This is a genomic window from Porphyromonas macacae DSM 20710 = JCM 13914 (assembly GCF_000379945.1).
In the GTDB taxonomy this organism is placed as follows: Bacteria; Bacteroidota; Bacteroidia; order Bacteroidales; family Porphyromonadaceae; genus Porphyromonas; species Porphyromonas macacae.
This window is the reverse complement of the sequence record NZ_KB904150.1, coordinates 26255-52298: the sequence shown is the minus strand read 5'-3', so window position 1 is coordinate 52298 and position 26044 is coordinate 26255. Positions and strand designations below refer to the sequence as shown.

23 protein-coding genes are annotated in these 26044 nt (G+C 42.2%); all 23 read left to right on the top strand.

All coding sequences use genetic code 11. From position 1 onward, the window contains the following. Nucleotides 1-3: 3 nt before the first annotated feature. The 23 genes from A3GI_RS0108145 to A3GI_RS0108030 all read left to right on the top strand — a co-directional run bounded on the left by A3GI_RS0108145 (nucleotide 4) and on the right by A3GI_RS0108030 (nucleotide 26040). Nucleotides 4-798: a thymidylate synthase gene (locus A3GI_RS0108145; RefSeq protein ID WP_018360963.1), complete on the top strand. Its 795-nt coding sequence runs from the start codon at nucleotides 4-6 to the stop codon at nucleotides 796-798. A gap of 11 nt (nucleotides 799-809) precedes the next feature. Then, nucleotides 810-1310: a dihydrofolate reductase gene (locus A3GI_RS0108140; protein ID WP_018360962.1), complete on the top strand. Its 501-nt coding sequence runs from the start codon at nucleotides 810-812 to the stop codon at nucleotides 1308-1310. Between the two features lie 12 nt (nucleotides 1311-1322). Further along, nucleotides 1323-2684, top strand: coding sequence for a histidine--tRNA ligase (gene hisS, locus A3GI_RS0108135; RefSeq protein ID WP_018360961.1), 1362 nt, complete (start codon nucleotides 1323-1325; stop codon nucleotides 2682-2684). Nucleotides 2685-2720: 36 nt separating this feature from the next. Next, nucleotides 2721-4634, top strand: a complete 1914-nt coding sequence (gene dxs / locus A3GI_RS0108130; RefSeq protein WP_018360960.1) for a 1-deoxy-D-xylulose-5-phosphate synthase — start codon at nucleotides 2721-2723, stop codon at nucleotides 4632-4634. Nucleotides 4635-4658: 24 nt separating this feature from the next. Beyond that, a complete protein-coding gene (gene trkA, locus A3GI_RS0108125) occupies nucleotides 4659-5999 on the top strand; it encodes a Trk system potassium transporter TrkA (RefSeq protein ID WP_018360959.1) in 1341 nt (446 codons plus the stop codon). 26 nt (nucleotides 6000-6025) lie between these two features. Next, on the top strand, nucleotides 6026-7483 hold the full coding sequence (locus A3GI_RS0108120; protein ID WP_040575337.1) for a TrkH family potassium uptake protein: 1458 nt from the start codon (nucleotides 6026-6028) through the stop codon (nucleotides 7481-7483). Between the two features lie 242 nt (nucleotides 7484-7725). Then, nucleotides 7726-8316, top strand: a complete 591-nt coding sequence (locus A3GI_RS0108115) for a hypothetical protein (protein ID WP_018360957.1) — start codon at nucleotides 7726-7728, stop codon at nucleotides 8314-8316. A 9-nt stretch (nucleotides 8317-8325) separates the two neighbouring features. Next, a complete protein-coding gene (locus A3GI_RS0108110; protein WP_018360956.1) occupies nucleotides 8326-9339 on the top strand; it encodes a DUF2764 family protein in 1014 nt (337 codons plus the stop codon). Between the two features lie 8 nt (nucleotides 9340-9347). After that, the gene (locus tag A3GI_RS0108105; protein WP_018360955.1) at nucleotides 9348-11099 is read left to right on the top strand and encodes a V-type ATP synthase subunit A; all 1752 of its coding nucleotides are present in this window, start codon (nucleotides 9348-9350) and stop codon (nucleotides 11097-11099) included. 15 nt (nucleotides 11100-11114) lie between these two features. After that, a complete protein-coding gene (locus A3GI_RS0108100) occupies nucleotides 11115-12458 on the top strand; it encodes a V-type ATP synthase subunit B (RefSeq protein WP_018360954.1) in 1344 nt (447 codons plus the stop codon). Nucleotides 12459-12468: 10 nt separating this feature from the next. Then, nucleotides 12469-13089 carry a V-type ATP synthase subunit D gene (locus A3GI_RS0108095; protein ID WP_018360953.1) on the top strand — a complete coding sequence of 207 codons (621 nt, stop codon included), beginning with the start codon at nucleotides 12469-12471 and terminating at the stop codon, nucleotides 13087-13089. Beyond that, entirely contained in the window at nucleotides 13086-14906 is a 1821-nt protein-coding gene (locus tag A3GI_RS0108090; RefSeq protein ID WP_018360952.1) for a V-type ATP synthase subunit I, read from the top strand. Before A3GI_RS0108095 ends, A3GI_RS0108090 begins: the two co-directional genes overlap by 4 nt. Nucleotides 14907-14943: 37 nt before the next feature. Then, the gene (locus tag A3GI_RS0108085; protein ID WP_018360951.1) at nucleotides 14944-15423 is read left to right on the top strand and encodes a V-type sodium ATP synthase subunit K; all 480 of its coding nucleotides are present in this window, start codon (nucleotides 14944-14946) and stop codon (nucleotides 15421-15423) included. 677 nt (nucleotides 15424-16100) lie between these two features. Then, on the top strand, nucleotides 16101-16514 hold the full coding sequence (gene glmS / locus A3GI_RS0108075) for a methylaspartate mutase subunit S (RefSeq protein ID WP_025003556.1): 414 nt from the start codon (nucleotides 16101-16103) through the stop codon (nucleotides 16512-16514). Nucleotides 16515-16594: 80 nt separating this feature from the next. Then, nucleotides 16595-17980, top strand: coding sequence for a methylaspartate mutase accessory protein GlmL (glmL, locus tag A3GI_RS0108070; protein ID WP_025079473.1), 1386 nt, complete (start codon nucleotides 16595-16597; stop codon nucleotides 17978-17980). Nucleotides 17981-17994: 14 nt separating this feature from the next. Beyond that, a complete protein-coding gene (locus A3GI_RS0108065) occupies nucleotides 17995-19446 on the top strand; it encodes a methylaspartate mutase subunit E (RefSeq protein WP_018360946.1) in 1452 nt (483 codons plus the stop codon). 87 nt (nucleotides 19447-19533) lie between these two features. Beyond that, nucleotides 19534-20778 (top strand): methylaspartate ammonia-lyase, encoded by a 1245-nt coding sequence (locus tag A3GI_RS0108060; RefSeq protein WP_018360945.1) that lies wholly within the window; start codon nucleotides 19534-19536, stop codon nucleotides 20776-20778. A gap of 33 nt (nucleotides 20779-20811) precedes the next feature. Further along, nucleotides 20812-22170 (top strand): acyclic terpene utilization AtuA family protein, encoded by a 1359-nt coding sequence (locus tag A3GI_RS0108055; protein WP_018360944.1) that lies wholly within the window; start codon nucleotides 20812-20814, stop codon nucleotides 22168-22170. A gap of 19 nt (nucleotides 22171-22189) precedes the next feature. After that, a complete protein-coding gene (locus tag A3GI_RS0108050; RefSeq protein ID WP_018360943.1) occupies nucleotides 22190-22507 on the top strand; it encodes a DUF4387 domain-containing protein in 318 nt (105 codons plus the stop codon). Nucleotides 22508-22524: 17 nt separating this feature from the next. Next, on the top strand, nucleotides 22525-23475 hold the full coding sequence (locus A3GI_RS0108045; protein ID WP_018360942.1) for an alanine-tRNA synthetase second additional domain-containing protein: 951 nt from the start codon (nucleotides 22525-22527) through the stop codon (nucleotides 23473-23475). Between the two features lie 10 nt (nucleotides 23476-23485). After that, nucleotides 23486-24328, top strand: a complete 843-nt coding sequence (locus A3GI_RS0108040; protein ID WP_018360941.1) for a fumarate hydratase — start codon at nucleotides 23486-23488, stop codon at nucleotides 24326-24328. Between the two features lie 21 nt (nucleotides 24329-24349). After that, complete coding sequence (locus tag A3GI_RS0108035) at nucleotides 24350-24910, top strand: Fe-S-containing hydro-lyase (RefSeq protein WP_018360940.1); 561 nt, start codon at nucleotides 24350-24352, stop codon at nucleotides 24908-24910. Between the two features lie 152 nt (nucleotides 24911-25062). After that, nucleotides 25063-26040 (top strand): ROK family protein, encoded by a 978-nt coding sequence (locus A3GI_RS0108030; RefSeq protein WP_018360939.1) that lies wholly within the window; start codon nucleotides 25063-25065, stop codon nucleotides 26038-26040. Nucleotides 26041-26044 lie beyond the last annotated feature (4 nt).

The following is a 26044-nucleotide window of genomic DNA, read 5'->3' as shown; positions in this document are numbered from 1 at the left end:
AAAATGAAGCAGTACTTAGACCTTATACAACATGTGCTTGTGAATGGCCAGGAAAAAGAAGACCGTACCGGAACAGGCACAAAAAGTATTTTTGGTTACCAAATGCGATTTGATTTATCGGATGGATTTCCCCTTATGACTACAAAAAAAATCCATCTAAAAAGTGTTATCCATGAATTGCTATGGTTTCTAAAAGGAGACACCAACATAGCTTATCTCAAAGAAAACGGTGTAAGGATATGGAATGAGTGGGCAGACGAAAATGGAGAATTGGGGCCTATCTATGGTTATCAATGGCGTTCATGGCCGGATTATAACGGTAACTATATAGACCAGATCAGCGAAACTGTCGAAGAAATAAAAAACAACCCCGACAGCAGACGTATAATTGTCAGTGCATGGAACGTTGCGCAACTACCGGAAATGCATCTGGCTCCATGCCATTGTTTTATGCAGTTTTATGTTGCCAACGGAAAACTGAGTCTGCAACTTTATCAGCGGAGCGCCGATATATTTCTCGGGGTACCTTTTAACATAGCCTCCTACGCTTTGCTGCTAATGATGATGGCACAGGTTTGTAATTTGCAACCCGGAGACTTCATTCACACTTTGGGAGATGCACATATCTACAAAAATCATATGGAACAGGTGCGACTGCAGCTAAGCAGATGCCCCGGGAAGTTACCCCAAATGAAGCTAAACGAAAATATTAAGAATATTTTTGAGTTTACATATAAAGATTTTGAATTGATAAACTATACCCCCCACCCGCATATCCCGGGAGTGGTTTCAGTATAAATACTGCAATTATGTTAAAATCGATCATCGTAGCGACAGATGAACATGGAGCCATAGGACGTAATAATACGCTTATGTGGCATTTACGGGATGACCTGAAAAGATTTAAGGAATTGACAACAGGCCATACCATAGTGATGGGAAGGAATACTTTCAATTCTTTACCGAACGGCCCCTTACCCAACAGAGTAAATGTTGTAATTTCATCTACCATAAAAGAAAAAGAAGGAATTATCTGTTTCGATACTTTTGAAAAAGCATCGCATTACATTGAAGCTCAAGGGGAAGATGAACTGTTTATTATCGGCGGAGGGAAATTATACGGTTCAACTTTAGATGAAGCAGACAAACTCTATCTTACGGTTGTTCACCACTCTTTCCCGGATGCCGATACTTTTTTCCCGGACTGGGACCCAAGAAACTGGGATGTGTTAAAAATAAAACATTGCCAGGCAAATGAACAAAATGAATATGACTCTACGTTTTATGAATTAAGACGTAAAAAGATATAAGAACTGACATCTATGCAAAAACCGACCATACCTAAAGGAATGAGAGACTTCGGGCCTATTGAAATGGCTCGAAGAAACTATATATTCAATACGATTAAAGACGTTTATGCCATCTACGGATTTAGCCAGATAGAGACGCCTACGATGGAAAACATGAACACTTTGATGGGTAAATACGGAGAAGAAGGCGACCGTCTTCTTTTTAGAGTCTTGAATTCCGGAGATTTTTTCAAAGGTGTTTCCGATGAAGAACTTATCGGACGGAACACCGTACTTTTTTCAAATAAAGCCTGCGAAAAAGGATTGCGTTATGATCTGACCGTCCCCTTCGCCAGATATGTAGTCAATCACTTTAACGAGCTCAGTATGCCTTTTCGACGCTATCAGATTCAACCGGTATGGCGTGCCGACAGACCCCAAAAAGGAAGATACAGAGAATTCTATCAGTGCGATGCCGATATCATCGGTTCAGATTCCCTCATTAACGAAGTAGAATTGATTCAGATTATCGATGATGTGTTTTGCAGATTGGGAATCAACGTGAAAATACACCTCAACAATCGAAAAATCTTAGCCGGGATGGCAGAGGTAGCGGGAGAACAGGATCGGATCGTGGACATTACTGTTGCTATCGATAAATTGGAAAAAATCGGTTTGGAGAATGTCAAAAAAGAACTCCGGGAAAAAGGCTTCAGCGAGAATACGATACAAACATTGGAACCTTTAATCACACTGGACGGTAACAACAACGAAAAATTAGACCGATTGGGCACGTTGCTGCAAAACTCGGAAATCGGGCAGAAAGGTATTGAAGAAACACGGTATATATTAGACCGTTTGAATGTTGTAAATATAAAAAACGAGATTCTGGTGGATCTTAGTTTGGCCAGAGGGCTATCATACTACACGGGAGCTATTCTGGAAGTAAAAGCGAAGGATGTGGCCATGGGAAGCATTACGGGCGGAGGAAGATACGATAATCTTACCGGTATTTTCGGCATGCAGGGTCTTTCCGGTGTGGGAATATCATTCGGTGCGGATCGTATCTACGACGTGATGCAGGAATTGAATCTGTTTCCTGAAGAACAGCTTAAAAATACCCAATTGATGTTTGTCAATTTCGGTGAAGATGAAACAAAGTTTTTGCTACCCGTCATTGCACAAATAAGAAAAGCCGGGATAAGAACAGAATTGTATCCGGAACCTGCAAAAATGAAGAAGCAGATGGCTCATGCCGACAGTCTGAATATTCCATTTGTGGCTTTAATGGGAAGTCAGGAATTAGAGCACAAAAAAATTAACATAAAAAACATGAAAACCGGGGAGCAAAACTTGCTCTCTGTTGAGGAGGTTATCACATTAATCGGAATATAGTTAATAACTCAGGATCTTTTTGAAAAAGATATCGACATGGTAAACGTTAAAGATATTCAGGAATACAAGCTTTTGACTAAGATAAACAGTCCGGCAGACATGCGTAAGCTTCCGGTTAAATCTTTACCGAGGCTATGTGCCGAACTTAGAAAATATATTCTTGATGTCGTATCGCAACGACCGGGACATCTTGGTTCCAGTTTGGGTGCAGTAGAACTGACCGTTGCACTACATTATGTTTTTAACACTCCTAAGGACCTTATTGTATGGGATGTGGGACATCAAGCTTACAGTCACAAAATATTGACCGGAAGACGAGATGAATTCAAAACATTAAGACAATGGGGAGGTATTGCCGGTTTTCCGACTCCGGAAGAAAGCGAATATGATACATTTGCTGCAGGCCATGCTTCAAATTCCATATCCGCAGCCTTAGGAATGGCCGTAGCCGTAGCACAGAAAAATGAAGACAAGCTGGTTATTGCCGTTATTGGAGATGGTTCGATGACCGGCGGTTTGGCTTTCGAAGGCTTAAACAACACTTCATCTTTCCCGAATAACCTGCTCATTGTCCTAAATGACAATAACATGTCCATAGACAACAATGTGGGAGGGCTAAACCATTACATGGTTGATTTATTGACAAGTAAAGCATATAACACATTAAGGTACGATGCCTATCGAGGACTAAAGAAACTCAAACTGATTGACGACGTTAAAAGAAAAAATGTACAACGTTTGAATAATAGTCTTAAAGCGCTCGTATCCAGACAAAACTTATTCTTTGACGGCTTTAGCATAAGATACTTCGGCCCCATTGACGGGAATAACATCAACCGTCTGGTTACCGTTCTCGGGGATATTAAAGATATGAAAGGACCTCGTATCCTGCATATCAAAACAATCAAAGGGAAAGGTTATCTGCCGGCGGAAAAACAGGCAACCATTTGGCATGCCCCGGGTGTTTTTGATGTAAATACAGGACAAAGAATAAATCAAAAGACGGACGTACCTCAACCACCCAAATTCCAGGATGTATTCGGTAAAACATTGGTTGAATTTGCAGAAAGAGATGAACGTATTGTAGGAGTAACTCCGGCCATGCCAACGGGCTGTTCCATGACTTTTATGATGAAAGCCTTCCCTAAAAGAACTTTCGATGTAGGTATTGCAGAAGGGCATGCCGTTACATTCTCGGCCGGACTCTCAAGAGAAGGGTTGATACCGTTTTGCAATATTTATTCTTCTTTCACGCAACGTGCTTACGATCAAATCATTCATGACGTAGCACTGCTGAAAGAGCATGTTATTCTCTGTCTGGACAGAGCCGGATTGGTTGGTGAAGACGGAGCTACGCATCAAGGGGCATTTGATTTGGCATACCTGCGCATTATACCCAATATGACCGTCTGCTCGCCTTACGACGAAATCGAGTTAAGGAATCTGATGTACACTGCATACAAAGGACAAAACGGACCGATTGCGATCCGATATCCGCGTGGTACCGGTTCCGTAGTCGATTGGCAAACTCCTCCTCAATTAGTAGAAATAGGGAAAGGCAGGACACTCCAGGAAGGAGAAGATTTAGCTTTTCTTACGATCGGACCTGTGGGAGCAAGAGTTGCATCCATTGTAAAAGAGTTAAAAACGAAAGGATACTCCACAGGACATTACGATATGGTCTTCATAAAACCATTGGATGAAGACTTATTGCATCATGTAGCCAAACGATACAAACATATTATCACAGTTGAAGACGGCTGCATAACGGGAGGTATGGGAACCGCTGTAATAGAGTTCTTAATGGATAACGGTTACGGAAACAAAGTTAAGAGATTAGGTATTCCAGACCGTTTTATCCCTCACGGAACACCTTCTGAACAGTATCAGGACTGCGGTTTGGATAATCAAACCATTTATGAAACAGCTGTAGACATGCTGAAATCATAACAAAAGTTTATAGATCGATTTACAATGAGAATCTTGATTGCCGGTGCAGGGGAGGTTGGAACACATTTAGCCAAATTGCTTTCTAATGAGGATTTCGATATAACCCTCATAGACCCGGATCCGGCCAGACTCGAACAGGCAAGCCATCGTTTAGAGTTGCTGGCAATACAGGCAAACCCCACATCACTCAAAGATCTTCAGGAAGCGGGAGTAAGTAACACAGATCTTTTCATCAGTGTAACTCCGGAAGAATCCACCAACCTTACCGCATCGATTCTTGCATCAAGGCTGGGAGCCAAAAGGACATTGGCACGGATAAACAATCATGAGTATTTAACCCCGGATAACATGACTTTCTTCGAGAATCTGGGGATTAACTCCATGATTTATCCGGAAGAATTAGCTGCAGATGAAATTTATGCGGCAATACGTTATCCATGGGCACGACAATTTATCGAACTGTTCAACGGATCTTTAATTCTGGTGGGAGTAAAAGTTCGGAATGGAGCGGAATTGGTCGGTAAATATTTACATGAACTTGGGAAAGACAACAATAAAGTTTTTCACATAGTGGCAATTAAACGGGATTTGGAGACTATTATTCCTTCGGGAAATACCAGGGTAGAGCATGGAGATGTGGTTTTCTTCACTTGTGCACCGGATCAAATATCCACCGTAAGAAGTATAGCAGGAAAGAGAAATCCCACAGTTCACAAAGTTGTTATCATGGGAGCAAGCAGAACAGCCCTAAGAGCAATAGCACGCATCCCTAAAAACATCAATGTTTGTCTGATCGAACGAAATAAAGAAAAATGTATAAAGCTCAGCTCTGTTCTCCCTTCGGAAGTCAAACTCTATCATGGGGATGGCAGAGATCCCGACCTATTAAAGGAGATAGGCCTTAACGAAACAGACGTTTTTATCGCACTTACAGAAAACTCAGAAACCAATGTGATGGCATGCCTGTCCGCAAAACGTTACGGCGTATTCAAAACCGTCGCTAAAGAAGAAAACATTGACTATATACACTTAGCTTACGGCTTGGACATAGGCACACTAATCAACAAAAAACTAATCACGGCAGGACATATATTCAGAATGCTTCTGGGAGCTGACAGCAGTACGGTAAAATGCTTATCTGTGGCCAATGCCGACGTAGCCGAGTTGATTGCCAAAAGAGATTCGAAAGTAATCGCAAAGCCTATCAAAGAACTTAATTTAGGAAACAACATCACTTTCGGCGGTATGGTGCGCAATGGAGTGCCCATGATGATTGACGGCGATACGGTTTTGGAACCGTACGATCACGTAGCTGTTTTCTGCCATGATATCTCTATGAATCAACTGAAAGACCTGTTTAATTAGCCATCAAGAAAGAGCATTCATAACCGATGTCAAGAATTAACTGTAAATTCATCTCTCGAATCGTAGGAATGATGTGTATCATAGAAGGAGTCGTACTGCTGTTCTGTTTACTTGTCTCCCTGATATATCGAGAAAATATTTTCCCCATTCTTATCTCTTCTCTCGCTTTTGCCACAATCGGATTTGCTTTTTTTCTTCCTTCTAAAAATTACAGAGAGAAAAAAATCGGAAGCCGGGAGGGTATGCTTACCGTTACTTTGACCTGGCTAATACTTTCCTTAATCGGCACCCTGCCCTTTTTATTATCTCAGAGCACAAATAACTTTATCGATGCTTTTTTTGAAACCATGTCAGGTTTCACCACTACGGGCGCAACCATATTCACCGAAGTAGAAAACCTGCCCAAAGGAATTTTACTTTGGCGAAGTATCACACAATGGCAGGGAGGTGTCGGTATCGTAGTTTTTTCCATTGCACTCATTCCTCTTATAGGAGGTGGAGCCAGTTCTCTTTTTAATGCTGAAACAACAGGTATTACACATGATCGTTTTCTGCCAAGAATAACTCAAGTGGCCAAAAGAATTTTTACCATTTATTTATTCCTGACCTTTCTGCTCTTTATCTTATTATTAATTGGCCCAATGGAGCTATACGATGCAATATGCCATTCTCTAACGTGTATATCTACAGGAGGTTTTTCTACTAAAAACAACAGTATCGGCAGTTATAACTCTCCCTATCTGGAATATATTGTTTCGATATTCATGTTTATTGGCAGTTTAAGCTTGGCATTACTTTATTTTGCAATTTTAAGGAAACAGCCCCAAAAACTTTTGCGAGATGAAGAATCAAGGTGGTACGCAGGCATCATGGGGGTCTGTGTAATCATAACAATGAGCTGGCTTATCTATCATAACGAATATCCATCTATTGAAAGCAACTTCAGGCATGCTTTATTCCAAGTAACGTCTTTATTCAGCAGTACCGGCTATTTAACGGCAGACATCGGTAGTTGGGGAGCTTTTTTCGGTATTTTAGCTGTTTCCATGATGGCGGTAAACGGATGTGCAGGCTCTACGAGTGGGGGATTAAAAATGGGACGTTTCCTGATACTGCTTAAAAATCTGAACAACGAATTTCACAAACGCGTAAGTCCGAATCAAGTCGTTCCCGTAAAAGTAAACGGACATACTCTTGCAGTAAGTACCGTGCATCAGGTTTTAGCTTTTACTTTTTTGTACTTTTTTCTAATACTGACCGGAGCAATGCTTCTGATGCTGATGAACGATCATTCTTTCATAGAAGGGATTAGCGTAGCGACCTCAGCAATCAGTAACTCGGGGCCTGCTTTGGGCTCTTTTGTAAACAATTTCGAACATGCCGGCTTTTTCACCAAAATCATCATGTGCTTTCTAATGTTAGCCGGTCGTTTGGAAGTTTTTACCGTTATAACGATACTGACACCCACTTTCTGGCGAAAATAAACTGTATTTATTGCTATTATAATATTTATAAAGAGCATAAAATCCATATCCCAAAAAAGAAAACACCACAAAAAAATTCTTTTTACAATTTATAAACCGCTCCAAATTTTTCTTGTTTTTTTCTTTATCGGATAAAAGAACATTGATATATTCCTTTTTAATAGTATATATTATTTTGTATTATTTATATTTGTAATGGAATTATCCTAAAGACCACGAATCAAATACTAAACAATATAGATATGGACTCAAAGATCCAGGAACTCACTCAAAAAATTTTTAACGAAGGCGTCCAAAAAGGTAACGCAGAAGCAGAAAGAATCATTGCAGAAGCCACGGCAAAACGTGATACGATAATGCAAGAAGCCAAAGCGCAGGCTGAAAGTATTATTAAGGAAGCCGAAAAAAAGGCAACCGTACTTCAGCAAAATACGCAATCCGAACTAAAGCTGTATGCTGATCAAATGATCGAATCGTTAAAAAGTGCCGTAACAGATAAATTAACCGGTGACATTGTAAGCAACAATGTAAAGGCGGCAATGGCAGATCCGGCCTTCATGCAGCAGATTATTTTAGAAATGGTTCGTAGCTGGAATCCTGACAATGGTTTGGAAATCAAAACCTCCGAAGCAGAAAAGCTAAATGCCTATTTTGTATCAAATGCCAAGGAATTACTGGATAAAGGCGTATCCATAAATAGCGTTAGCGGTATTCCTACTTCTTTCCAAATCGGGCCAAAGGACGGATCATACAAAATGATTTTTGGAGAAGCTGAATTTATTGAGCTGTTTAAAAGCTTCCTGAGACCTCAATTAGCCAAAATGCTTTTCTAATCAATAGCCATGGCTAATTATTACGCATTAGTTTCCGGACTGCCCAATATTTCTGTGGAGCAACGCAAGTTGCCTATGACACAGAACGGATTTGCGGAAATTTTAGAAAAAGAGCTAACACCCGGAGACCTGAAATTGCTCAATATTCTTCGCTATGAAAATGAGAATAGAAGACTTCTCGTATTATTAGAAAAATTAGACGAAGAAAAAAAAGAAGAATCCGCAACCAAATCTTCATCCGATGAATTCTTAGATGAAGCAGATAATAAGCCCGGAATAAACGAGTTCGATCGAAAAGAAGAAAACGCTGAAAAGTTTCAAGCTTTTACGGAAGTTGAAATCAAAAAGATCGTTTTTTCCATAGCTCGCAAAAAACAGCCTGAGAAATTCAAACACATCCCGGAATACATATACAAATATCTATTGGAAAGATACACGCCCATAGATGAAGACGAAAAAAAGGCATTAGAAGAAAGTAAAGACCGGGATAGCGATATTATTGATTATAAACCGTCCAAAGAAGACAGGCTATCGGCTCTATATTATGAATATGCCATGAAGCAATCGAACGACTTCATGGAAGACTGGTTCAAACTCAATCTTAACCTTAAAAATGTATTAGCGGTATATACAACGAAAAAGTTGGGATGGGAGACTAAAAATCTTATCGTTGGAGATTCATATGTTGAAAATCAAATGCGGACTTCAACGGCCAAAGATTTTGGGTTAGGAGACGAACTGCCCTATTTACCGCAAATGATTGCAATCGCCGAAGAACAGGATATCAGCAAACGTGAACGTGATTTAGACTTATTTCGCTGGAGATGGCTGGAAGATGAATGTTTTACCAAGGTTTTCAGCATAGAAAGAGTATTAAGTTACTACATACAGTTAGGAATCATCGAACGCTGGGTAAACCTCAATGAAGTAACAGGAGAAAAAACATTCCGCAATATTGTGTACTCACTTAAATCGGAGAGTCGAAAATCATTGGATGAATTCAAAAAGAAACAACAGAAATAAAATAAATAATGGCTACAAAAGGAGTTGTCAAAGGTATCGTTTCCAACCTGGTAACTTTAGAGGTTGACGGACCTGTATCTCAGAATGAGATTTGCTACATTACCGTAGGTGGCGTAAAGTTGATGAGCGAGGTCATCAAGGTAATAGATGGCGTAAAAGCCTATGTACAGGTTTTTGAAAGCACCCGTGGCATGCGTATCGGCGATGAAGCAGAGTTTGCCGGACACATGCTCGAGGTCACATTGGGACCGGGACTTCTGTCTAAGAATTATGACGGACTGCAAAATGACCTGGACAAGATGGAAGGTGTATTCCTGAAACGAGGCGACTATACCGAAGCTTTAGATGCAGACAAGGTATGGGAGTTCAAACCTCTCGCCAAAGAAGGAGACATCGTTCAGGCCGGTTCATGGTTAGGGGAGGTAGATGAAAATTTCCAGCCTCATAAAATCATGGTACCTTTTGTCTTTGAAGGAAAATATAAAGTTAAAAGTGTAGAAAAGGAAGGTTCTTACCGTATTAACGACGTGATTGCAGTGGTCACGGACGGTGAAGGAAAAGACCATGAAATAACTATGGTTCAGAAATGGCCTGTTAAAGTACCGATCACCTGCTACCGCGATAAACCCAGACCCTTCAAATTATTGGAAACAGGCGTTAGAACCATCGATACGATCAACCCCATTGTCGAAGGAGGTACCGGATTTATCCCCGGTCCGTTCGGTACGGGGAAAACAGTTCTCCAGCACGCTATTTCAAAACAGGCGGATGCCAATATCGTAATTATTGCAGCTTGCGGAGAGCGCGCGAACGAAGTTGTAGAAATTTTTGCCGAATTCCCGCACTTGGAAGACCCTCATACAGGCCGGAAGTTGATGGAACGTACCATTATTATTGCAAACACTTCAAACATGCCTGTTGCCGCTCGTGAAGCTTCTGTTTATACGGCAATGACTATTGCTGAGTATTATAGAACCATGGGATTGAAAGTTCTTTTAATGGCCGACTCCACGTCACGTTGGGCACAAGCTCTGCGTGAGATGAGTAACCGCCTTGAGGAGCTACCCGGCCCGGATGCTTTCCCGATGGATATTTCCGCTATCATAGCAAACTTCTATGCACGTGCAGGATACGTCAATCTAAATAACGGGGAAACCGGTTCTGTAACTTTTATCGGTACCGTATCCCCTGCCGGCGGTAACCTTAAAGAGCCTGTTACCGAAAATACAAAGAAGGTAGCCCGGTGTTTCTATGCTTTGCAACAAGAGCGTGCAGACAGCAAACGCTATCCGGCTGTAAACCCCATAGACAGTTACTCCAAATACTTGGAATACCCGGAATTTAAAGAGTATATCAGCAACCGTATCGGTGCAAACTGGGTCAATAAAATCAACGACCTGAAAATGAGACTGCATCAGGGACGCGATATTGCGGAACAAATCAATATTCTTGGAGATGACGGTGTTCCCGTAGATTATCACGTTACATTCTGGAAAGCAGAATTAATCGACTTCGTTATCCTGCAGCAAGACGCTTTTGACGATATCGACTGCAATACTCCGCTGGAAAGACAAGAGTATATGATGAACCTCGTTTCCGATATTTGCCGAAAAGAGTTTGAGTTTGAAGGCTTCGTAGAAGTATCTGAATACTTTAAAAAGTTAATTAACATCTGCAAACAGATGAACTACTCAGAGTATAACAGCAATAACTTCCAGAAATATGAGGCTGAATTAAAAGCAATGGTTGAAGATAAATAAGATATACTACGAAATATGGCAACGAAAGCATTTCAAAAAATATACACCAAGATATCTAATATTACCAAAGCCACTTGTATGCTTCACGCTACAGGTATCGGTAACGACGAGCTTGCAACCATAGACGGACGTTTGGCACAGGTTGTGCGTATTATCGGGGATGAAGTTACGCTTCAGGTATACGGAGGCACAGAAGGCATACCGACAAACGCCGAAGTCATTTTCACCGGCAAAGCCCCGACATTAAAGGTGGGAGATCAATTAGCCGGACGTTTCTTCAACGCATACGGTGAACCGATAGATGGCGGTCCTATGCCTGAGGGAAAAGAGGTAGAAATCGGAGGACCTTCCGTAAACCCCGTACGTCGGGATCAACCCTCGGAACTAATATCCACCGGTATCGCCGGTATCGATTTGAATAACACTTTGGTAACCGGACAAAAAATTCCATTTTTCGCAGATCCGGACCAACCCTTCAATGAAGTTATGGCGATGGTAGCCCTCCGCGCACAAAGCGATAAAATTATCTTGGGAGGTATGGGACTTACCAATGACGACTACCTGTACTTCAAAAATACTTTTAGCAACGCAGGGGCTTTAGACCGTATCATCAGTTTTATCAATACCACTCAAGAACCCTCTGTAGAACGTTTGTTAATTCCGGATATGGCATTAACTGCGGCAGAATATTTTGCTGTAGAAAAACATGAGAAGGTACTGGTCTTGCTAACAGACATGACTAACTATGCCGACGCTTTGGCTATCGTATCTAACCGTATGGACCAGATTCCGTCGAAAGACTCCATGCCGGGTTCTATTTATTCGGATTTGGCTAAGATTTATGAAAAAGCAGTACAATTCCCCGATGGCGGCTCTATCACAATCATTGCAGTAACGACACTGTCCGGTGGCGATATCACACATGCCGTACCCGACAATACGGGTTATATTACGGAAGGTCAGCTTTATTTACGTAAAGATGCAAACGTCGGAAAGGTTATCGTAGACCCGTTCCGTTCTCTTTCCCGTCTGAAGCAATTGGTAATCGGCAAGAAAACCCGTCAGGATCACCCACAGGTAATGAATGCCGCCGTACGGCTTTACTCTGATGCCGCAAATGCTCAAACGAAAATGGAAAACGGTTTCGACCTCACGGATTACGACAATCGTGCATTAAGGTTCGCCGAAGACTATTCTTCTCAATTATTAGCAATCGATGTTAATCTCGACACCACAGAAATGTTGGATAAGACATGGGGGCTTTTCTCAAAATATTTCACTCCTGCAGAAGTTAACATCAAGCAAGCTCTTATTGATGAATATTGGCCTGAAAATACCCGGGTAAAGCACGGAAAATAGATCGATAGATATGGCTATTAAGTTTCAATACAATAAAACATCCCTTCAGCAGCAGGAAAAGAACCTGAAAATGCGTTTGCGCACTCTTCCGACAATCAAGAGTAAGGAAAGTGCACTGCGTATTCAGGTCAAACAAACCAAGCGAGAAGTGGTAAAATTGGAACAGCAACTTGAACAGGAAATCCAGGGCTATCAAAGTATGGTTAGTATGTGGGATGAATTTAATCCGAACCTGATATCCGTAAACCGTGTAGATCTTTCTACAAAGAAAGTGGCAGGCGTGGTTATACCCGTATTAGAAGATATCCACTACGAGATCAAGCCCTTCAGTCTATTCAACTCCCCATCCTGGTATGCAGAAGGAATCGAACTGCTCGAGCGTTTGGCCACCACCGGTATACAGGCAGAGTTTTTGAAATTGAAATTGGATTTTCTGGAATATGCACGAAAGAAAACGACCCAAAAAGTCAACTTGTTTGAAAAAGTGCAGATTCCGGGCTATCAAGATGCTATTCGTAAAATCAAGCGTTATCTGGAGGATGAAGAAAGCCTCTCTAAATCGTCGCAAAAGATTATGCGTGCCAATTTAGAAAAGCGAAACAATAACAACAGGAAGGAGGAGGCAGTATGATCGTAAAAATGGAAAAATACATATTCCTGATCTTCCATCAGGAGTATAAAGAATTTCTCTATAAACTACGCTCATTAGGTGTTGTACATATCGGGGAGACACAGAATCCGAAAGATGTGGCTACGCTTCAGGAAACAATCGAAGCGCGAAAAGATCTAAAAGCCACAATGCGGGCGGTTAAGTCTTTTCAAGATATGGAAAACATAACAGAATCGCCTGTTGCAAAGACCGAGCGTTCCATGGAAGAGGGGCTTGAATCTCTAAAAGAAGCACAGTATTTACTTCAGAGACGAAATGAGTTAGAGCAAGAATTTGCAGCTAAACAGCGTGAAGTAAATGATATGAGCAATTGGGGAGATTTCGACATGTCCACCATTCAAAAACTTCGGGATAATGGCTATATCATAGATTTCTTCTCCACTACCAAATCTAACTTCAAAGAAGACTGGGAAGATAAATACAATGCTGTTGTAATTAATAATGTACGCTCAAACGTCTATTTCATTACAATTAATAAACAGGGAGAAGATTATCTGAAACCGGAAGCAGACTTAATTCGGATGCCGAATAAGAGTCTCTCCGAATTTGAAGCAGAATTGAACAGTATCGAAAATCTGCAGGTAGAAAACATAAAAGGTCTGCGTCATTTTGCCAACAACCGTTTATGGGAGTTGGAAGAGTACGACAAACAGCTCGAAAGCAGCTTCGACTTCTCCAATGCTTTAATTCAAGCCGAATCTCAGGCAAGCGAAACGGTTAAAGTATTACAGGGTTGGGTACCGGAAGAGAGTGTCGAGACTCTTGAGCAGACATTGGAAGCAGGAGGTTATTTCTTCAAAAAAATGGAAATCGAAGAAGGGGACAAAATTCCGGTAAAACTTAAGAATAATGCTTTTGCACGTTTTTTTGAGCCTATTACCGAGATGTTTTCCTTACCCAACTATACAGAAATAGACCCTACCCCGCTTTTCGCTCCATTCTTTTTGCTGTTTTTCGGTCTCTGTTTCGGAGATGCCGGCTATGGCTTGTTGCTGCTGATAGCTGCTACCATCGGTAAAATCAAGAGTGACAGCAAAGGAGTTAAAAATGTTTGCACCCTTCTTCAATATCTCGGAGGAGGAGCCTTGGTTATCGGGCTTATGGTGGGCACTGTATTTGGAGTTACTCTACCCTATGCAAGAAAAGAATCTTTTATTTTGAACCAGGACAATCTGATGACCTTATCGATTATCATCGGTCTTATCCAAATACTGTTCGGTAAGTTCATCGCAGCTCTTAAAGTAAAAAAACAGCAAGGATTAAAATACAGCCTTTCCCGCTTTGCATGGGTATTGGTATTGATTGCAGCCGGAGCGGCTTTGATTTTACCGGTCTTAATTGCCGGAATATCTCCCACTGTCATCTATGTATGCTGGGGAGTTGCGATAGCAGGTCTTTTGGTTGCATTCTTTTATAATTCACCCGGTAAAAACCCTCTGATCAACGTAGGAGCAGGTTTGTGGAATACATATAATATGGCTTCCGGACTCTTGGGAGATACACTCTCATACATCCGGCTGTTTGCTATCGGTTTGACAAGCGGTATTTTAGGAAGCGTTTTTAACTCTTTGGCCATCGATACTACAGCTACGGCACCGTGGTATATCAGATTTCCTTTGATGCTCCTGATTCTACTTATCGGACATGGACTGAATATGGGCTTGGCTATAATCAGTTCATTAGTTCACCCGTTACGTCTCACTTTTGTGGAGTTTTACAAAAACAATGAGTTTGAAGGAGGAGGAAAACCTTACTCTCCTTTCCGAATCAAGAAATAATCAATAAAGTATAATCAATAAAACAAAGAACAGAATTATGAATGAAATGATGTTGGCTTATTTTGGTGTGGCTCTAATGGTCGGACTAACAGGTATCGGTAGCAGTATTGGAGTAACCATAGCCGGTAATGCGGTAGTAGGCTCAATGAAGAAAAACCCGGATGCTTTGGGTCAGTATATCGGTTTAAGTGCACTACCCAGCTCACAGGGTCTTTACGGATTCGTCGGCTTCTTTATGGCTTCAAGTCTTATCCAAAACCTGGTGGCTGCAGGCAAACTTAATATCTTGGCAGCCTGGGCTATCTTTTTTGCAGGATTGGCTTTGGGTGTTGTAGGTCTTTACTCTGCTCTGCGTCAAGCTAAAGTTTGTGCCAATGGTATTCAAGCCATCGGTTCCGGTCACAATGTATTCGGTGCAACCATGGTAATGGCGGTGTTCCCTGAGTTGTATGCTATTTTGGCCTTACTTGTATCGATTTTGATTTTCAACTCTGTGCCGGCAATGGTAGGCATGTAATCAAAAATATCGTCTTCCTGAAAGAGGGTGCTGCAATTTTCTGTTTTGCAGCACCCTCTTCATTTTACTTCCTAAGGCTCTCCTCCATTCCATCTCTTTCTTAAGAACAGATCATTCTTCAAATTCCGAAAGCGTATAATATCATGATACGCCAAAAGGATTCTTTCATCGCGCTATCAGAGATAAAAACCATTGCCTGAGGGTTCAAAATTCTTTGCCTGATGGATTTTTATCCAAGTTAACTTCGTTGAAAATCCTTTGCCTGAAGAATCTTCAACCATCAAGCAGAATATTCCCGTCATGATATAAAGAAAATAATCCTTCGCATAATTCGATGTAAAGGCACATACAAAAACATCAAAACAAACAACATCGATAGCCTCCTTCAGAAAAATCACCTATTGCTTTCTCTTGATTTTTTGATACACTTTTCGATTTATACCCGCTTAATTACAAAAAATCGAACTTACATATTGCCGAAAGAGAGCCGGATTTTCCATGCTTTTTCTGCAACATGTCATTTTTATGGCCTCAAAAAAAATAAATTGACAAGTTTATGGTCGGATATTTGGGGGCAATTAGACTTTTATAGTTACTTTTGCAAGACAAATCCGACAGGGATAAAAGAATATAAAAATATTTGCCCTGCGGATATGATCCAAAGAAATTTAATACTTATGAACGAAAAAACTGTAGTAACCGGCGTTATCGGTGCCGATGCTCATGCCGTAGGGAACAAAATCATTGCATTTGCTCTGGAACAGGCAGGTTTTAAGGTTATTAACTTGGGAGTAATGGTCTCTCAGGAAGAGTACATCGAAGCTGCAATCGAAACAAATGCAGATGCGATTCTGGTATCATCGCTTTACGGGCATGGAGAAATCGACTGCCAGGGATTACGAGAAAAATGCGATGAAGCCGGGCTGAAAAACATTCCTATTTTAGCCGGCGGCAATCTTGTCGTAGGTAAACAGAACTTTGAAGACGTTGCAAAACGTTTCGAAGCAATGGGATTTAATAAAGTATATCCTCCGGGAACTCCCATTGAAGAAACCATTGCCGACCTGAAAAAAATCCTGAAAATCGATTAAAACGATTTTCAGGCACATTCCATAAAACGGACAATTTTTACATTACACCAAATTCCGGGTTAACATCTCCCAAAAACTCCATGAAATACTTAACGGTAGACTTTGGCAGTACATACACGAAACTAACGGCTATTGATTCTGAATTAAAAGAAGTAATAGCTACCTCATCATCCTTTACCACCATAGAAACAAATGTTTTGGACGGTTTCAACGCGGCTATGGATAAACTGAACAAAGCTGTGGGAGGGAAATTCGATTATGATGAAATGCTTTGTTGTAGCAGTGCCGCCGGAGGGCTTAAAATGGTGGCTTTGGGTCTGGTACCAGAACTCACTTCAAAAGCAGCTCGCATGGCTGCCTCGAGTGCCGGTGCAAAAGTCGTAAAAACGTATGCATTTGAGATTTCAAACAAGGAGCAGCAAGAGATTTATGACATTTGTCCGGATTTGGTTTTGTTGTGCGGGGGGACGGATGGAGGAAATAAAGAAGTTATCGTTGCAAATGCAAAAAAACTTTGCACCATCGACCGAAATTTTGCAGTAATCGTAGCCGGGAATAAAAATGCAGCCGACGAGATCGATGAACTGTTCAAGAACTCGGATAAGGATTATGTAATCACAGACAATGTGATGCCGAACTTTAACGAGTTAAACATCGGTCCGGCAAAAGAACAGATCAAAGATCTGTTCATTCGTAAAATCATCGAAGCCAAAGGGCTGACTACAGCACAAAAGATGACCAAATACAAAATCATCCCCACGCCTTTGGCTGTCATGAACGGATGTGAATTATACAGCAAGGGAACGAAGAATATACCCGGGCATGGAGACTTGATGGCCATAGATATAGGCGGAGCCACTACGGATGTCTACTCGATGGCTACTGGAGAGCCGACCATGGAAGCAACTATGGTTAAAGGTCTGCCCGAGCCTTACAGCAAAAGAACGGTAGAAGGAGATTTGGGCATGAGATACAGCCTCCGTCATGTATTGGATGCAATCGATATTACACAAGTTGAAAAGGAAACGGGTGTATCCGAGGATAAAATCCGCTCCTGGGTGGAACATTGCACCGCAAACCCTGAAACGATAGCCGATAAAGGCAGCGAAAACGAACTTATAGAGGAAGGCTTAGGCAAGGCCACGGTTTCACTTGCCGTACAACGGCACTGCGGCACTATCAGCTCGGTTTACTCTCCCATGGGGCAGTTTTACTCTCTTACCGGCAAAGACCTAATGAATACGCCTTTTGTCATTGGTATCGGAGGTGTTATCATCAATAGCAACAATCCGGATAAAATATTGTCCGGTGCAAAATATGACTTAAATCATGCCGAATCTGCAAAACCCAAAAATCCACGTTATTTTATCGACGCACGTTACATTTTTGCAGCTATGGGTTTGCTTAGCTCAATAAACCCTGATTTGGCATTGACCATTCTGAACAAAGAAATCAAACAAATCTAATCACACCCATAATTATGGAAGTAACAAACAAAAAACTTTCTGACGACGTATTCTTTGCCGAACGCGAAGAAGTACTTCAACAATGGCCGACCGGAAAAGGTGTAAACTTCGATGAGGCGGTTAAATATCAACAATCTATTGCCCACAACAGACGGTTTGGCAACAAATTAGCTCAAGCAGTAAAAGATGGTGTGACACTGATTCAGCCACGTGCCGGTGTTGCTCTTTATACGCAGCATATAAAACTGTTGCAGTATCTCGAAAATGAAGGAGAAGCAGATTTGCTCCCTTCTACCGTAGACAGTTACACCCGCTTGAACAGATATCATGAAGCTGAAGTCGGTATTGAAAAAAGTAAAGAAAGTGGCAGATCGATGCTAAACGGGTTCCCTATCGTCAATTATGGGGTGGACATCTGCCGTGCTGTTACTTCTGCATTGGAAAATCCGGTTCAGGTGCGCCACGGTACCCCCGATGCTCGTTTATTGACTGAAATCTCCATTGCCGGAGGTTTCACCTCTTACGAAGGTGGAGGTATTTCATACAATATCCCGTATTCTAAAAATCACTCTTTGGAAAAAACCATTCGCTACTGGCAGTATACAGACCGTTTGGTGGGTATGTATGAAGAAGCGGGTGTCTCTATTAACCGCGAACCGTTCGGACCTCTGACCGGAACATTGATTCCCCCCTGTATTTCCAATTCCGTTGCTATTATCGAAGCGTTGCTTGCCGCCACTCAGGGGGTAAAAGATATTACTGTCGGCTACGGTCAGTGCGGAAACCTGATTCAAGACATTGCGGCTGTCAGGTCTTTGAAAAACATGACCGAAGAATATCTTCACAAATACGGGTTCAATGATGTACGTGTCACCACCGTATTCCACCAATGGATGGGTGGATTCCCACAAGACGAATCGAAGGCATTCGGTGTGATCTCATGGGGTGCAGCAGCTGCGGCCTTAAGCAAAGCAACGAAAGTTATCGTCAAAACTCCACACGAAGCTATGGGGGTTCCCACGATGGAGGCCAACGCAGCAGGCTTGAGAGCTACAAAACAGGTTATTTCGATGCTTCGTGATCAGGATCTGCGAGAAATACCCGAAGTCGTAAAAGAAAGTGAAATCATCAACCGGGAAGTCAATTGCATACTGGATAAAATAGAAGAACTCGGTAAAGGAGATATTGCCATCGGTTCTATTGCTGCTTTTGAAGCCGGAGTTTTAGATATACCATTTGCTCCCAGCCGCTTCAATGCCGGAAAAGTGATGCCGGCACGGGATAACTACGGAGCAGTCAGAATTTTGGAGATGGGTAACCTGCCCTTGAGCCGGGATTTGAAAGATTTCCACAGAATGAAACTGGAAGAACGGGGAAAATTTGAACACCGCGATGTTAGTTTCCAAATGGTTATCGACGATGTCTACGCTATTGGAAAAGGCTTCCTCGTAGGACGTAAAAACTAAAAAACGGGTGCACAGTGTCAAACACTGTGCATTCTTCTTTATAATAAAAACAAAACATTCATATAAATCTCATAAACAACAACAAGCATGAAGATTAAAAAGGTAATTTGTTCTCCGGGAAAAACCGGATTTTACTTCGACGACCAAAAGGCAATTAAAGCCGGTGCAAAAAATGACGGAGCTTTTTATGTCGGTGATGTTCTGACCCCGGGTTTTACTTCCGTAAGACAAATGGGAGAATCCATATCTGTAATGTTTATTCTGGAAAACGGAGCCATTGCAGTGGGAGATTGTGCAGCCGTTCAATATTCAGGGGCAGGAGGACGCGATCCTTTATTTTTGGCAGAAAACTTCATTCCCATCATTGAGAAAGAAATTGCCCCCATGTATGAAGGAAAAGAGATTACATCTTTCCGCGAAATGGCAGACATCGTAGATAAATATGTATGCCCGAAAACAGGTAAACCTTACCATACGGCCATCCGTTATGGTGTCACTCAGGCCTGTTTGGATGCTGTTGCCAAAAGTCAAAATAAACTGATGGCACAAGTTATCGCAGCAGAATATAATGTTCGCATTGCAGACAGCATGGTTCCCATCTTTACGCAGTCAGGTGATGACCGCTACATGAATGCAGACAAAATGATCATGAAAGCAGCTGCCGTACTGCCTCATGCCTTATTTAACCATGTGGAAGACAAAGTAGGATTGAAAGGTGAAAAGATCGAAGCATATGTAGAATGGCTGCGTAACCGTATCATCGAACATAAACCTTTCGACGCTTACAACCCGACCATCCATATCGACGTGTACGGTACTTTGGGATTGGTATTCAATAATGATTTCAAGAAAATAGCCGAATACATTGCCAACCTGTCTAAAATTGCAGCGCCATTCCACCTTCGCGTAGAAGGCCCTGTAGATATGGGTGAGAAAGAAGCCCAAATCGATGCTTTGGCCTCTATCCGCCGTTATATGGAGGAATTGAACACAGAAGCCGAAATCGTAGCGGACGAATGGTGCAACACCTTAGAAGATATTCGCGATTTCACGGCCAAGAAAGCCGGGCACATGGCTCAGATCAAAACTCCGGACCTGGGAGGTATCAATAACTCTATCGAAGCTGTGCTTTTCTGCAAGAAAAACAATATGGGTGCATATTTGGGTGGCACATGTAATGAAACAAACCGTTCGGCAGAGGTCTGTGCGCACATCGCAATGGCCACGCAACCCGTTCAATATCTCGCGAAACCGGGTATGGGTGTAGACGAAGGCTATATGATTGTATTTAACGAGATGAGCCGGATATTGGCACTCAAGGATGTTCTCTAATAATTAATTTCAGTTTTTTTAATCGAATTCGAAATGGAAGAAATAAGAGTTTTATCCCCCACGGCAATTTTGGGATACGGATTTCCCGAAGAATCATTCCAGGAAGGAATGAAACGCAAACCTCACGTTATTGCAGTCGATGCAGGTTCCACAGACCCGGGACCATATTATTTAGGTGCCGGTATTTCTTTTACGGATAGAAATGCCGTTAAAAGAGACTTGTCGATCATGATCCCTGCGGCCTTAAAAAACAATATACCGGTAATTATCGGTACGGCCGGCGGTAGCGGAGCACACCCACATGTTGAATTAACTGTTGAAATCATCAAAGAAATAGCTCAGGAGCAACAGTTAAAATTCAAAATGGCCGTTATCGAATCCGAATTGGATAAGGAGACGGTCAAGGCAAAACTGGCTAAAGGCGAGGTAGAGCCGTTGAAACCGGCCGGCCCCATTACTGCAAAGGATATCGATGAAGCCGTCCATATCGTAGCCCAAATTGGCGAAGAGCTTTACATCAAGGCTTTGGAAGAGGGTGCCCAGGTAATTCTGGCCGGCCGTTCATACGATCCGAGCGTCTTCTCTGCTCTTGCTATTAAAGAAGGTTTTCCCAAAGGGCTTGCCATCCACATGGGCAAAATATTGGAGTGTGCAGCCATTACCTGTTTGCCGGGCAGCGGTAGCGACTGCATGTTCGGCTATCTGCGTCATGACAGTTTCGTGTTAGAGCCGTTATCTCCGGTCAGAAAATGTACCACTCTTTCGGTTGCGGCACATACTTTATACGAAAAAAGCAATCCTCTGTTTTTACCGGGTCCCGGCGGTGCAATCGACCTGCACGAATCTACATTTACCCAAATCGACGACAATAAAGTCGAAGTTCGTGGTAGCAAATTCGTGCCGACCGACGATTACTTCGTAAAATTGGAAGGTGTCCGTAAAGTCGGTTACCGTACTATTTCTCCCGCCGCAACTCATGACCCTGTCATGATCAGCAAAATCGATGATGTCGTTGAAAACGTTAAAGCACGTGTAAAAGACAACTTCAAGAATTCCGGTTTCGGCAACTTCTTTCTGGATTTCAAAATATATGGTAAAAAAGGAGTCATGCACATGTTCCCGAACACTCCGGAATCCAACTCGGACGAACTTCTCATTATCATCGAGGCGGTAGCTCCCACGCAGGCTCAAGCAGATACGATCTGCAGTTTTGCACGGAGCACAATGCTGCACTATGGTTATGAAGGACGTATTTCTACGGCGGGAAACCTTGCTTTCCCTTTCTCTCCCTCAGACTGCCACGTCGGCGAAGTTTACGAATTCAACGTTTACCACTTAATGAAAGTGGAAGACCCGATCAGTCTATTCCCGATCAAATACATTCAATTTTAACCGATAAACAGATAATGCAATGCAACATAAATTGATTGACCTTGCTTCCGTTATTCGCAGTAAGAATTCCGGTCCTTACGAATTGACTTTCGATGTCATTTTCAAGGATTTTGAAACATTCAATAAAGTAAAGGCTGCAAGAGCTATTAACGAAAAGAATTTCTGTGCTCTATACGGTATACCCGAATCAGATATCATCAATCTTGTATATTTTGATCCGGCGAAAGCAGTCAAAATAACAATCGTCCGCCCCATTCCATCCGGTTCTTTAGGCGAAACAGATGTTTACGGCGCCCAACAGCATGGTCCTCTGATGGGAATGGTGATTGATTTCTAAACTAAAAAATAAGTTCGATGACACACAATCTGCTTCAAGAATACTTTGTATCAGCCCAATATTTTGCTCCGCGCGGCAAAGAACGGATCATTTTTTTGGGGGAAGTCATTGCGCATCGTCATTTGAACTACAATGACCGATTAATAGGTATTATTGGCGATGCCGGTTCGGGAAAATCCTCCCTGATTAAAGGGATGTTTCCCGGACTGGAATTAGCCAATGATGACGACATAATGAACCCGCGTAAAATTATGCTGGTTCGAGATGCTTTGCACGAAGGCTTGCCTGACGCTTCCACCTATCACATGGATATGCGTTTTTTAATGGCTTTCATGCAGATGTCCGATATTGTGGATTATGTCAAGGAAATACTAAAAAACAATCGACGGGTTGTTGTCGAGCACTTCAATCTCCTCTACCCGGCCCTTAAAATAAATGCCGATTTAATTGTCGGTATCGGGGAGGAAATTATTGTATCCCGGCCATCTATTTTCGGTCCGACTCCCCAAGGTATTTATGACATGGTTCACTTCTCCCTGATATTCAGGCGAATGGCTCATACAGCAGAAGAGCTGACCGTAATATCTCTATTGGAAGAGGTAGAGAATCTTAATGAAAATTCATTCTACAGCTCCGATATCCGAAATGGTTTTGTATTGCGTTTCTACGAAAAACCGGAGATCGATTTTGACGCGATTACAAAACGCGTTCAGAAAATGATCGATGAAAAACTCGATGTTTGTTATAAGGATGACAAACACATAAGAATCGGAGATCGAATCATTCCATGCGATGGGCCGCGTATTCACGTTTCGAATACATCCAAGATAGAAGATTTCCACATCGTTCCGTATCTGGTACATGACAAAAAAACAAAAACCTACTGCTTGGTAGGATTGATAGGAGGAAATTACGACAATATTGAAGATCGTAATACAACCTACTTCTTACACCGGTCTGACATATAAATCACTTAATATGCGCCAAATTGAATTTACAAAGATCGTCGATGTCGTTCGCGATCTCTGCATCAAAGCAAACACCGAACTTACGCAAGACATTAAAACCTGTTTTGCATGCAGTCGCAAAACAGAACGCTCTCCTCTCGGACGCGATATATTGGCTACACTTGAAGAAAATGCCGATATAGCATACAACGAAAAAAGCCCTATCTGTCAAGATACAGGTATGACAGTCGTATTCGTCAGAATGGGACAAGACACCCATATCAACGGCGGATTTATCGAAGAGGCCATCAATGAAGGGGTACGCCAAGGTTATACACAGGGATACTTGAGAAAAAGTGTCGTAAAAGATCCGATCAATCGTATCAACACCGGTGATAATACCCCTGCAATCATTCACTACGAAATGGTTCCGGGCGAAGAATTCCACATAACCGTTGCTCCTAAAGGATTCGGGAGTGAAAACATGAGCCGGCTCATTATGCTTAAACCAAGCCAGGGGCTGCAAGGAATAAAAGATTTCGTTATTGAAACGGTGTCTGTTGCAGGAGCCAATCCATGTCCTCCGATTATCGTCGGAGTGGGTATCGGCGGTACAATGGAAAGAGCTGCCTTTCTGAGTAAAAAAGCCCTTTTACACCCCGTGGATAAATTAAATGAAAATGCTCAACTGGCAGAAATTGAAAAAGAACTGTTGGAAAAAATCAATAAGCTCGGTATCGGTCCTGCGGGATTCGGTGGAACAACAACCGCAATGGCCGTTAATATCCTCACCGGTGCAACCCACATCGCAGGCCTGCCCGTTGCCGTTAATATCGGTTGTCATGCCACACGCCATGCAGAGGCTGAATTATAACTTTACATCACAATCACGACTATGAGCGAACAAAGAAAAGAGCTTGTCACACCTTTTACCGACGAGATGATAAGCAACCTGCATGCAGGTGATATGGTATATATTTCAGGAACAATCTACACAGCACGTGATGCTGCACATAAACGTATGTGCGAAATGTTGGAAAAAGGCGAATCCATGCCTTTCGATTTCCGGGGAGCCGTAATTTACTATGCCGGCCCCTGCCCGGCCAAGCCGGGAAAACCGATAGGTTCTGTCGGCCCCACTACAGCCTATCGTATGGATCTCTACTCTCCGGTTTTAATGGAAAAAGGATTAAAAGTGATGATCGGCAAAGGATTGAGGAACAAGGAGGTGGTCGATGCTATCATCAAGCATAGAGGCGTATACTTCGCAGCTATCGGCGGAGCGGCAGCGTTGATGGCAAAATGCGTAAAAACGGCAGAAGTAATTGCTTTTGACGATTTGGGCACTGAGGCTGTAAGACGCCTTACCGTAGACAAACTCCCGGTCATCGTGGCAATAGACTGTAAGGGTAACAACAGTTATCAATCAGGCCGTGAAAAATATGGCGAAGATTAATTTTCCCCAAACAAAAAATTGCAAACTTTTAAGGCCATCTTTAATAAATATGTAAAAATCCCTATAAATAAATTGGGCATTTTGTAAAAAAAGTTATCTTTGTGTTCATTAATTAATTTTTTTATAAACCCCCGAAATAAACTGACCTTATCATGGAACAACCTTACGTAATTGGCNTAGACTTAGGAGGTACGAACACAGTATTCGGAGTTGTAGACGCAAGAGGAAACGTAGTAGTTAGCGCTTCAATCAAGACCGGTACACACAATGACATTAACAAATATCTGGATGATCTAATCGTAGGACTGACCATGCTCATAGAGCAAGTTGGAGGAAAAGAAAAGATCAGAGGTATCGGAGTCGGAGCTCCTAATGGCAACTATTTCACCGGCTCCATAGAATTTGCTCCCAATCTGCCCTGGAGTGGAAAAATTCCTTTGGCAAAACTCATTTCCGAACGAATCGGTATCCCCGTAGCACTTACCAACGATGCGAATGCTGCTGCCATAGGCGAAATGACTTACGGAGCTGCCAGAGGTATGAAAGATTTCATCGTAATCACCTTGGGCACCGGCGTAGGCAGCGGTATCGTAGTAAACGGGAATTTGGTATACGGCCATGACGGATTCGCAGGGGAATTAGGACACATGATCGTTCGCAGAAACGGCAGAAAGTGCGGATGCGGCAGAGAGGGATGTCTTGAAACCTACTGTTCTGCTACGGGTGTGGCACGCACGGCACGGGAATACTTGAGTATACGCTCGGACGAAAGTTCTCTACGCTCATTAGAACCTGAAAAAATCACCTCAAAAGATGTATACGATGCAGCTATCAATGGGGACCCTATGGCTCTGGAAATTTTTGAAGCCACAGGAAAAGTATTGGGAGAGGCCTGTGCCGACTTTGTTACATTTTCCAGCCCCGAAGCTATCATTCTTTTCGGTGGGTTGACCAAAGCAGGCGATCTGCTTATGAACCCGATCAGACACCACATGGAGAAAAACGTGCTTAATATCTATAAAGGCAAAACAAAACTATTGATTTCTCAACTGAAAGAAAGCGATGCCGCTATTTTGGGCGCCAGTGCTCTCGGTTGGGAAGCTAAAGAAACAGTAACGAACCCGGAATAAATCT

Coding starts and splice junctions, on each gene's coding strand:
- A3GI_RS0108145 (WP_018360963.1), top strand. CDS start 4: ATGAAGCAGTACTTAGACCTTATACAACATGTGCTTGTGAATGGCCAG.
- A3GI_RS0108140 (WP_018360962.1), top strand. CDS start 810: ATGTTAAAATCGATCATCGTAGCGACAGATGAACATGGAGCCATAGGA.
- hisS (WP_018360961.1), top strand. CDS start 1,323: ATGCAAAAACCGACCATACCTAAAGGAATGAGAGACTTCGGGCCTATT.
- dxs (WP_018360960.1), top strand. CDS start 2,721: ATGGTAAACGTTAAAGATATTCAGGAATACAAGCTTTTGACTAAGATA.
- trkA (WP_018360959.1), top strand. CDS start 4,659: ATGAGAATCTTGATTGCCGGTGCAGGGGAGGTTGGAACACATTTAGCC.
- A3GI_RS0108120 (WP_040575337.1), top strand. CDS start 6,026: ATGTCAAGAATTAACTGTAAATTCATCTCTCGAATCGTAGGAATGATG.
- A3GI_RS0108115 (WP_018360957.1), top strand. CDS start 7,726: ATGGACTCAAAGATCCAGGAACTCACTCAAAAAATTTTTAACGAAGGC.
- A3GI_RS0108110 (WP_018360956.1), top strand. CDS start 8,326: ATGGCTAATTATTACGCATTAGTTTCCGGACTGCCCAATATTTCTGTG.
- A3GI_RS0108105 (WP_018360955.1), top strand. CDS start 9,348: ATGGCTACAAAAGGAGTTGTCAAAGGTATCGTTTCCAACCTGGTAACT.
- A3GI_RS0108100 (WP_018360954.1), top strand. CDS start 11,115: ATGGCAACGAAAGCATTTCAAAAAATATACACCAAGATATCTAATATT.
- A3GI_RS0108095 (WP_018360953.1), top strand. CDS start 12,469: ATGGCTATTAAGTTTCAATACAATAAAACATCCCTTCAGCAGCAGGAA.
- A3GI_RS0108090 (WP_018360952.1), top strand. CDS start 13,086: ATGATCGTAAAAATGGAAAAATACATATTCCTGATCTTCCATCAGGAG.
- A3GI_RS0108085 (WP_018360951.1), top strand. CDS start 14,944: ATGAATGAAATGATGTTGGCTTATTTTGGTGTGGCTCTAATGGTCGGA.
- glmS (WP_025003556.1), top strand. CDS start 16,101: ATGAACGAAAAAACTGTAGTAACCGGCGTTATCGGTGCCGATGCTCAT.
- glmL (WP_025079473.1), top strand. CDS start 16,595: ATGAAATACTTAACGGTAGACTTTGGCAGTACATACACGAAACTAACG.
- A3GI_RS0108065 (WP_018360946.1), top strand. CDS start 17,995: ATGGAAGTAACAAACAAAAAACTTTCTGACGACGTATTCTTTGCCGAA.
- A3GI_RS0108060 (WP_018360945.1), top strand. CDS start 19,534: ATGAAGATTAAAAAGGTAATTTGTTCTCCGGGAAAAACCGGATTTTAC.
- A3GI_RS0108055 (WP_018360944.1), top strand. CDS start 20,812: ATGGAAGAAATAAGAGTTTTATCCCCCACGGCAATTTTGGGATACGGA.
- A3GI_RS0108050 (WP_018360943.1), top strand. CDS start 22,190: ATGCAACATAAATTGATTGACCTTGCTTCCGTTATTCGCAGTAAGAAT.
- A3GI_RS0108045 (WP_018360942.1), top strand. CDS start 22,525: ATGACACACAATCTGCTTCAAGAATACTTTGTATCAGCCCAATATTTT.
- A3GI_RS0108040 (WP_018360941.1), top strand. CDS start 23,486: ATGCGCCAAATTGAATTTACAAAGATCGTCGATGTCGTTCGCGATCTC.
- A3GI_RS0108035 (WP_018360940.1), top strand. CDS start 24,350: ATGAGCGAACAAAGAAAAGAGCTTGTCACACCTTTTACCGACGAGATG.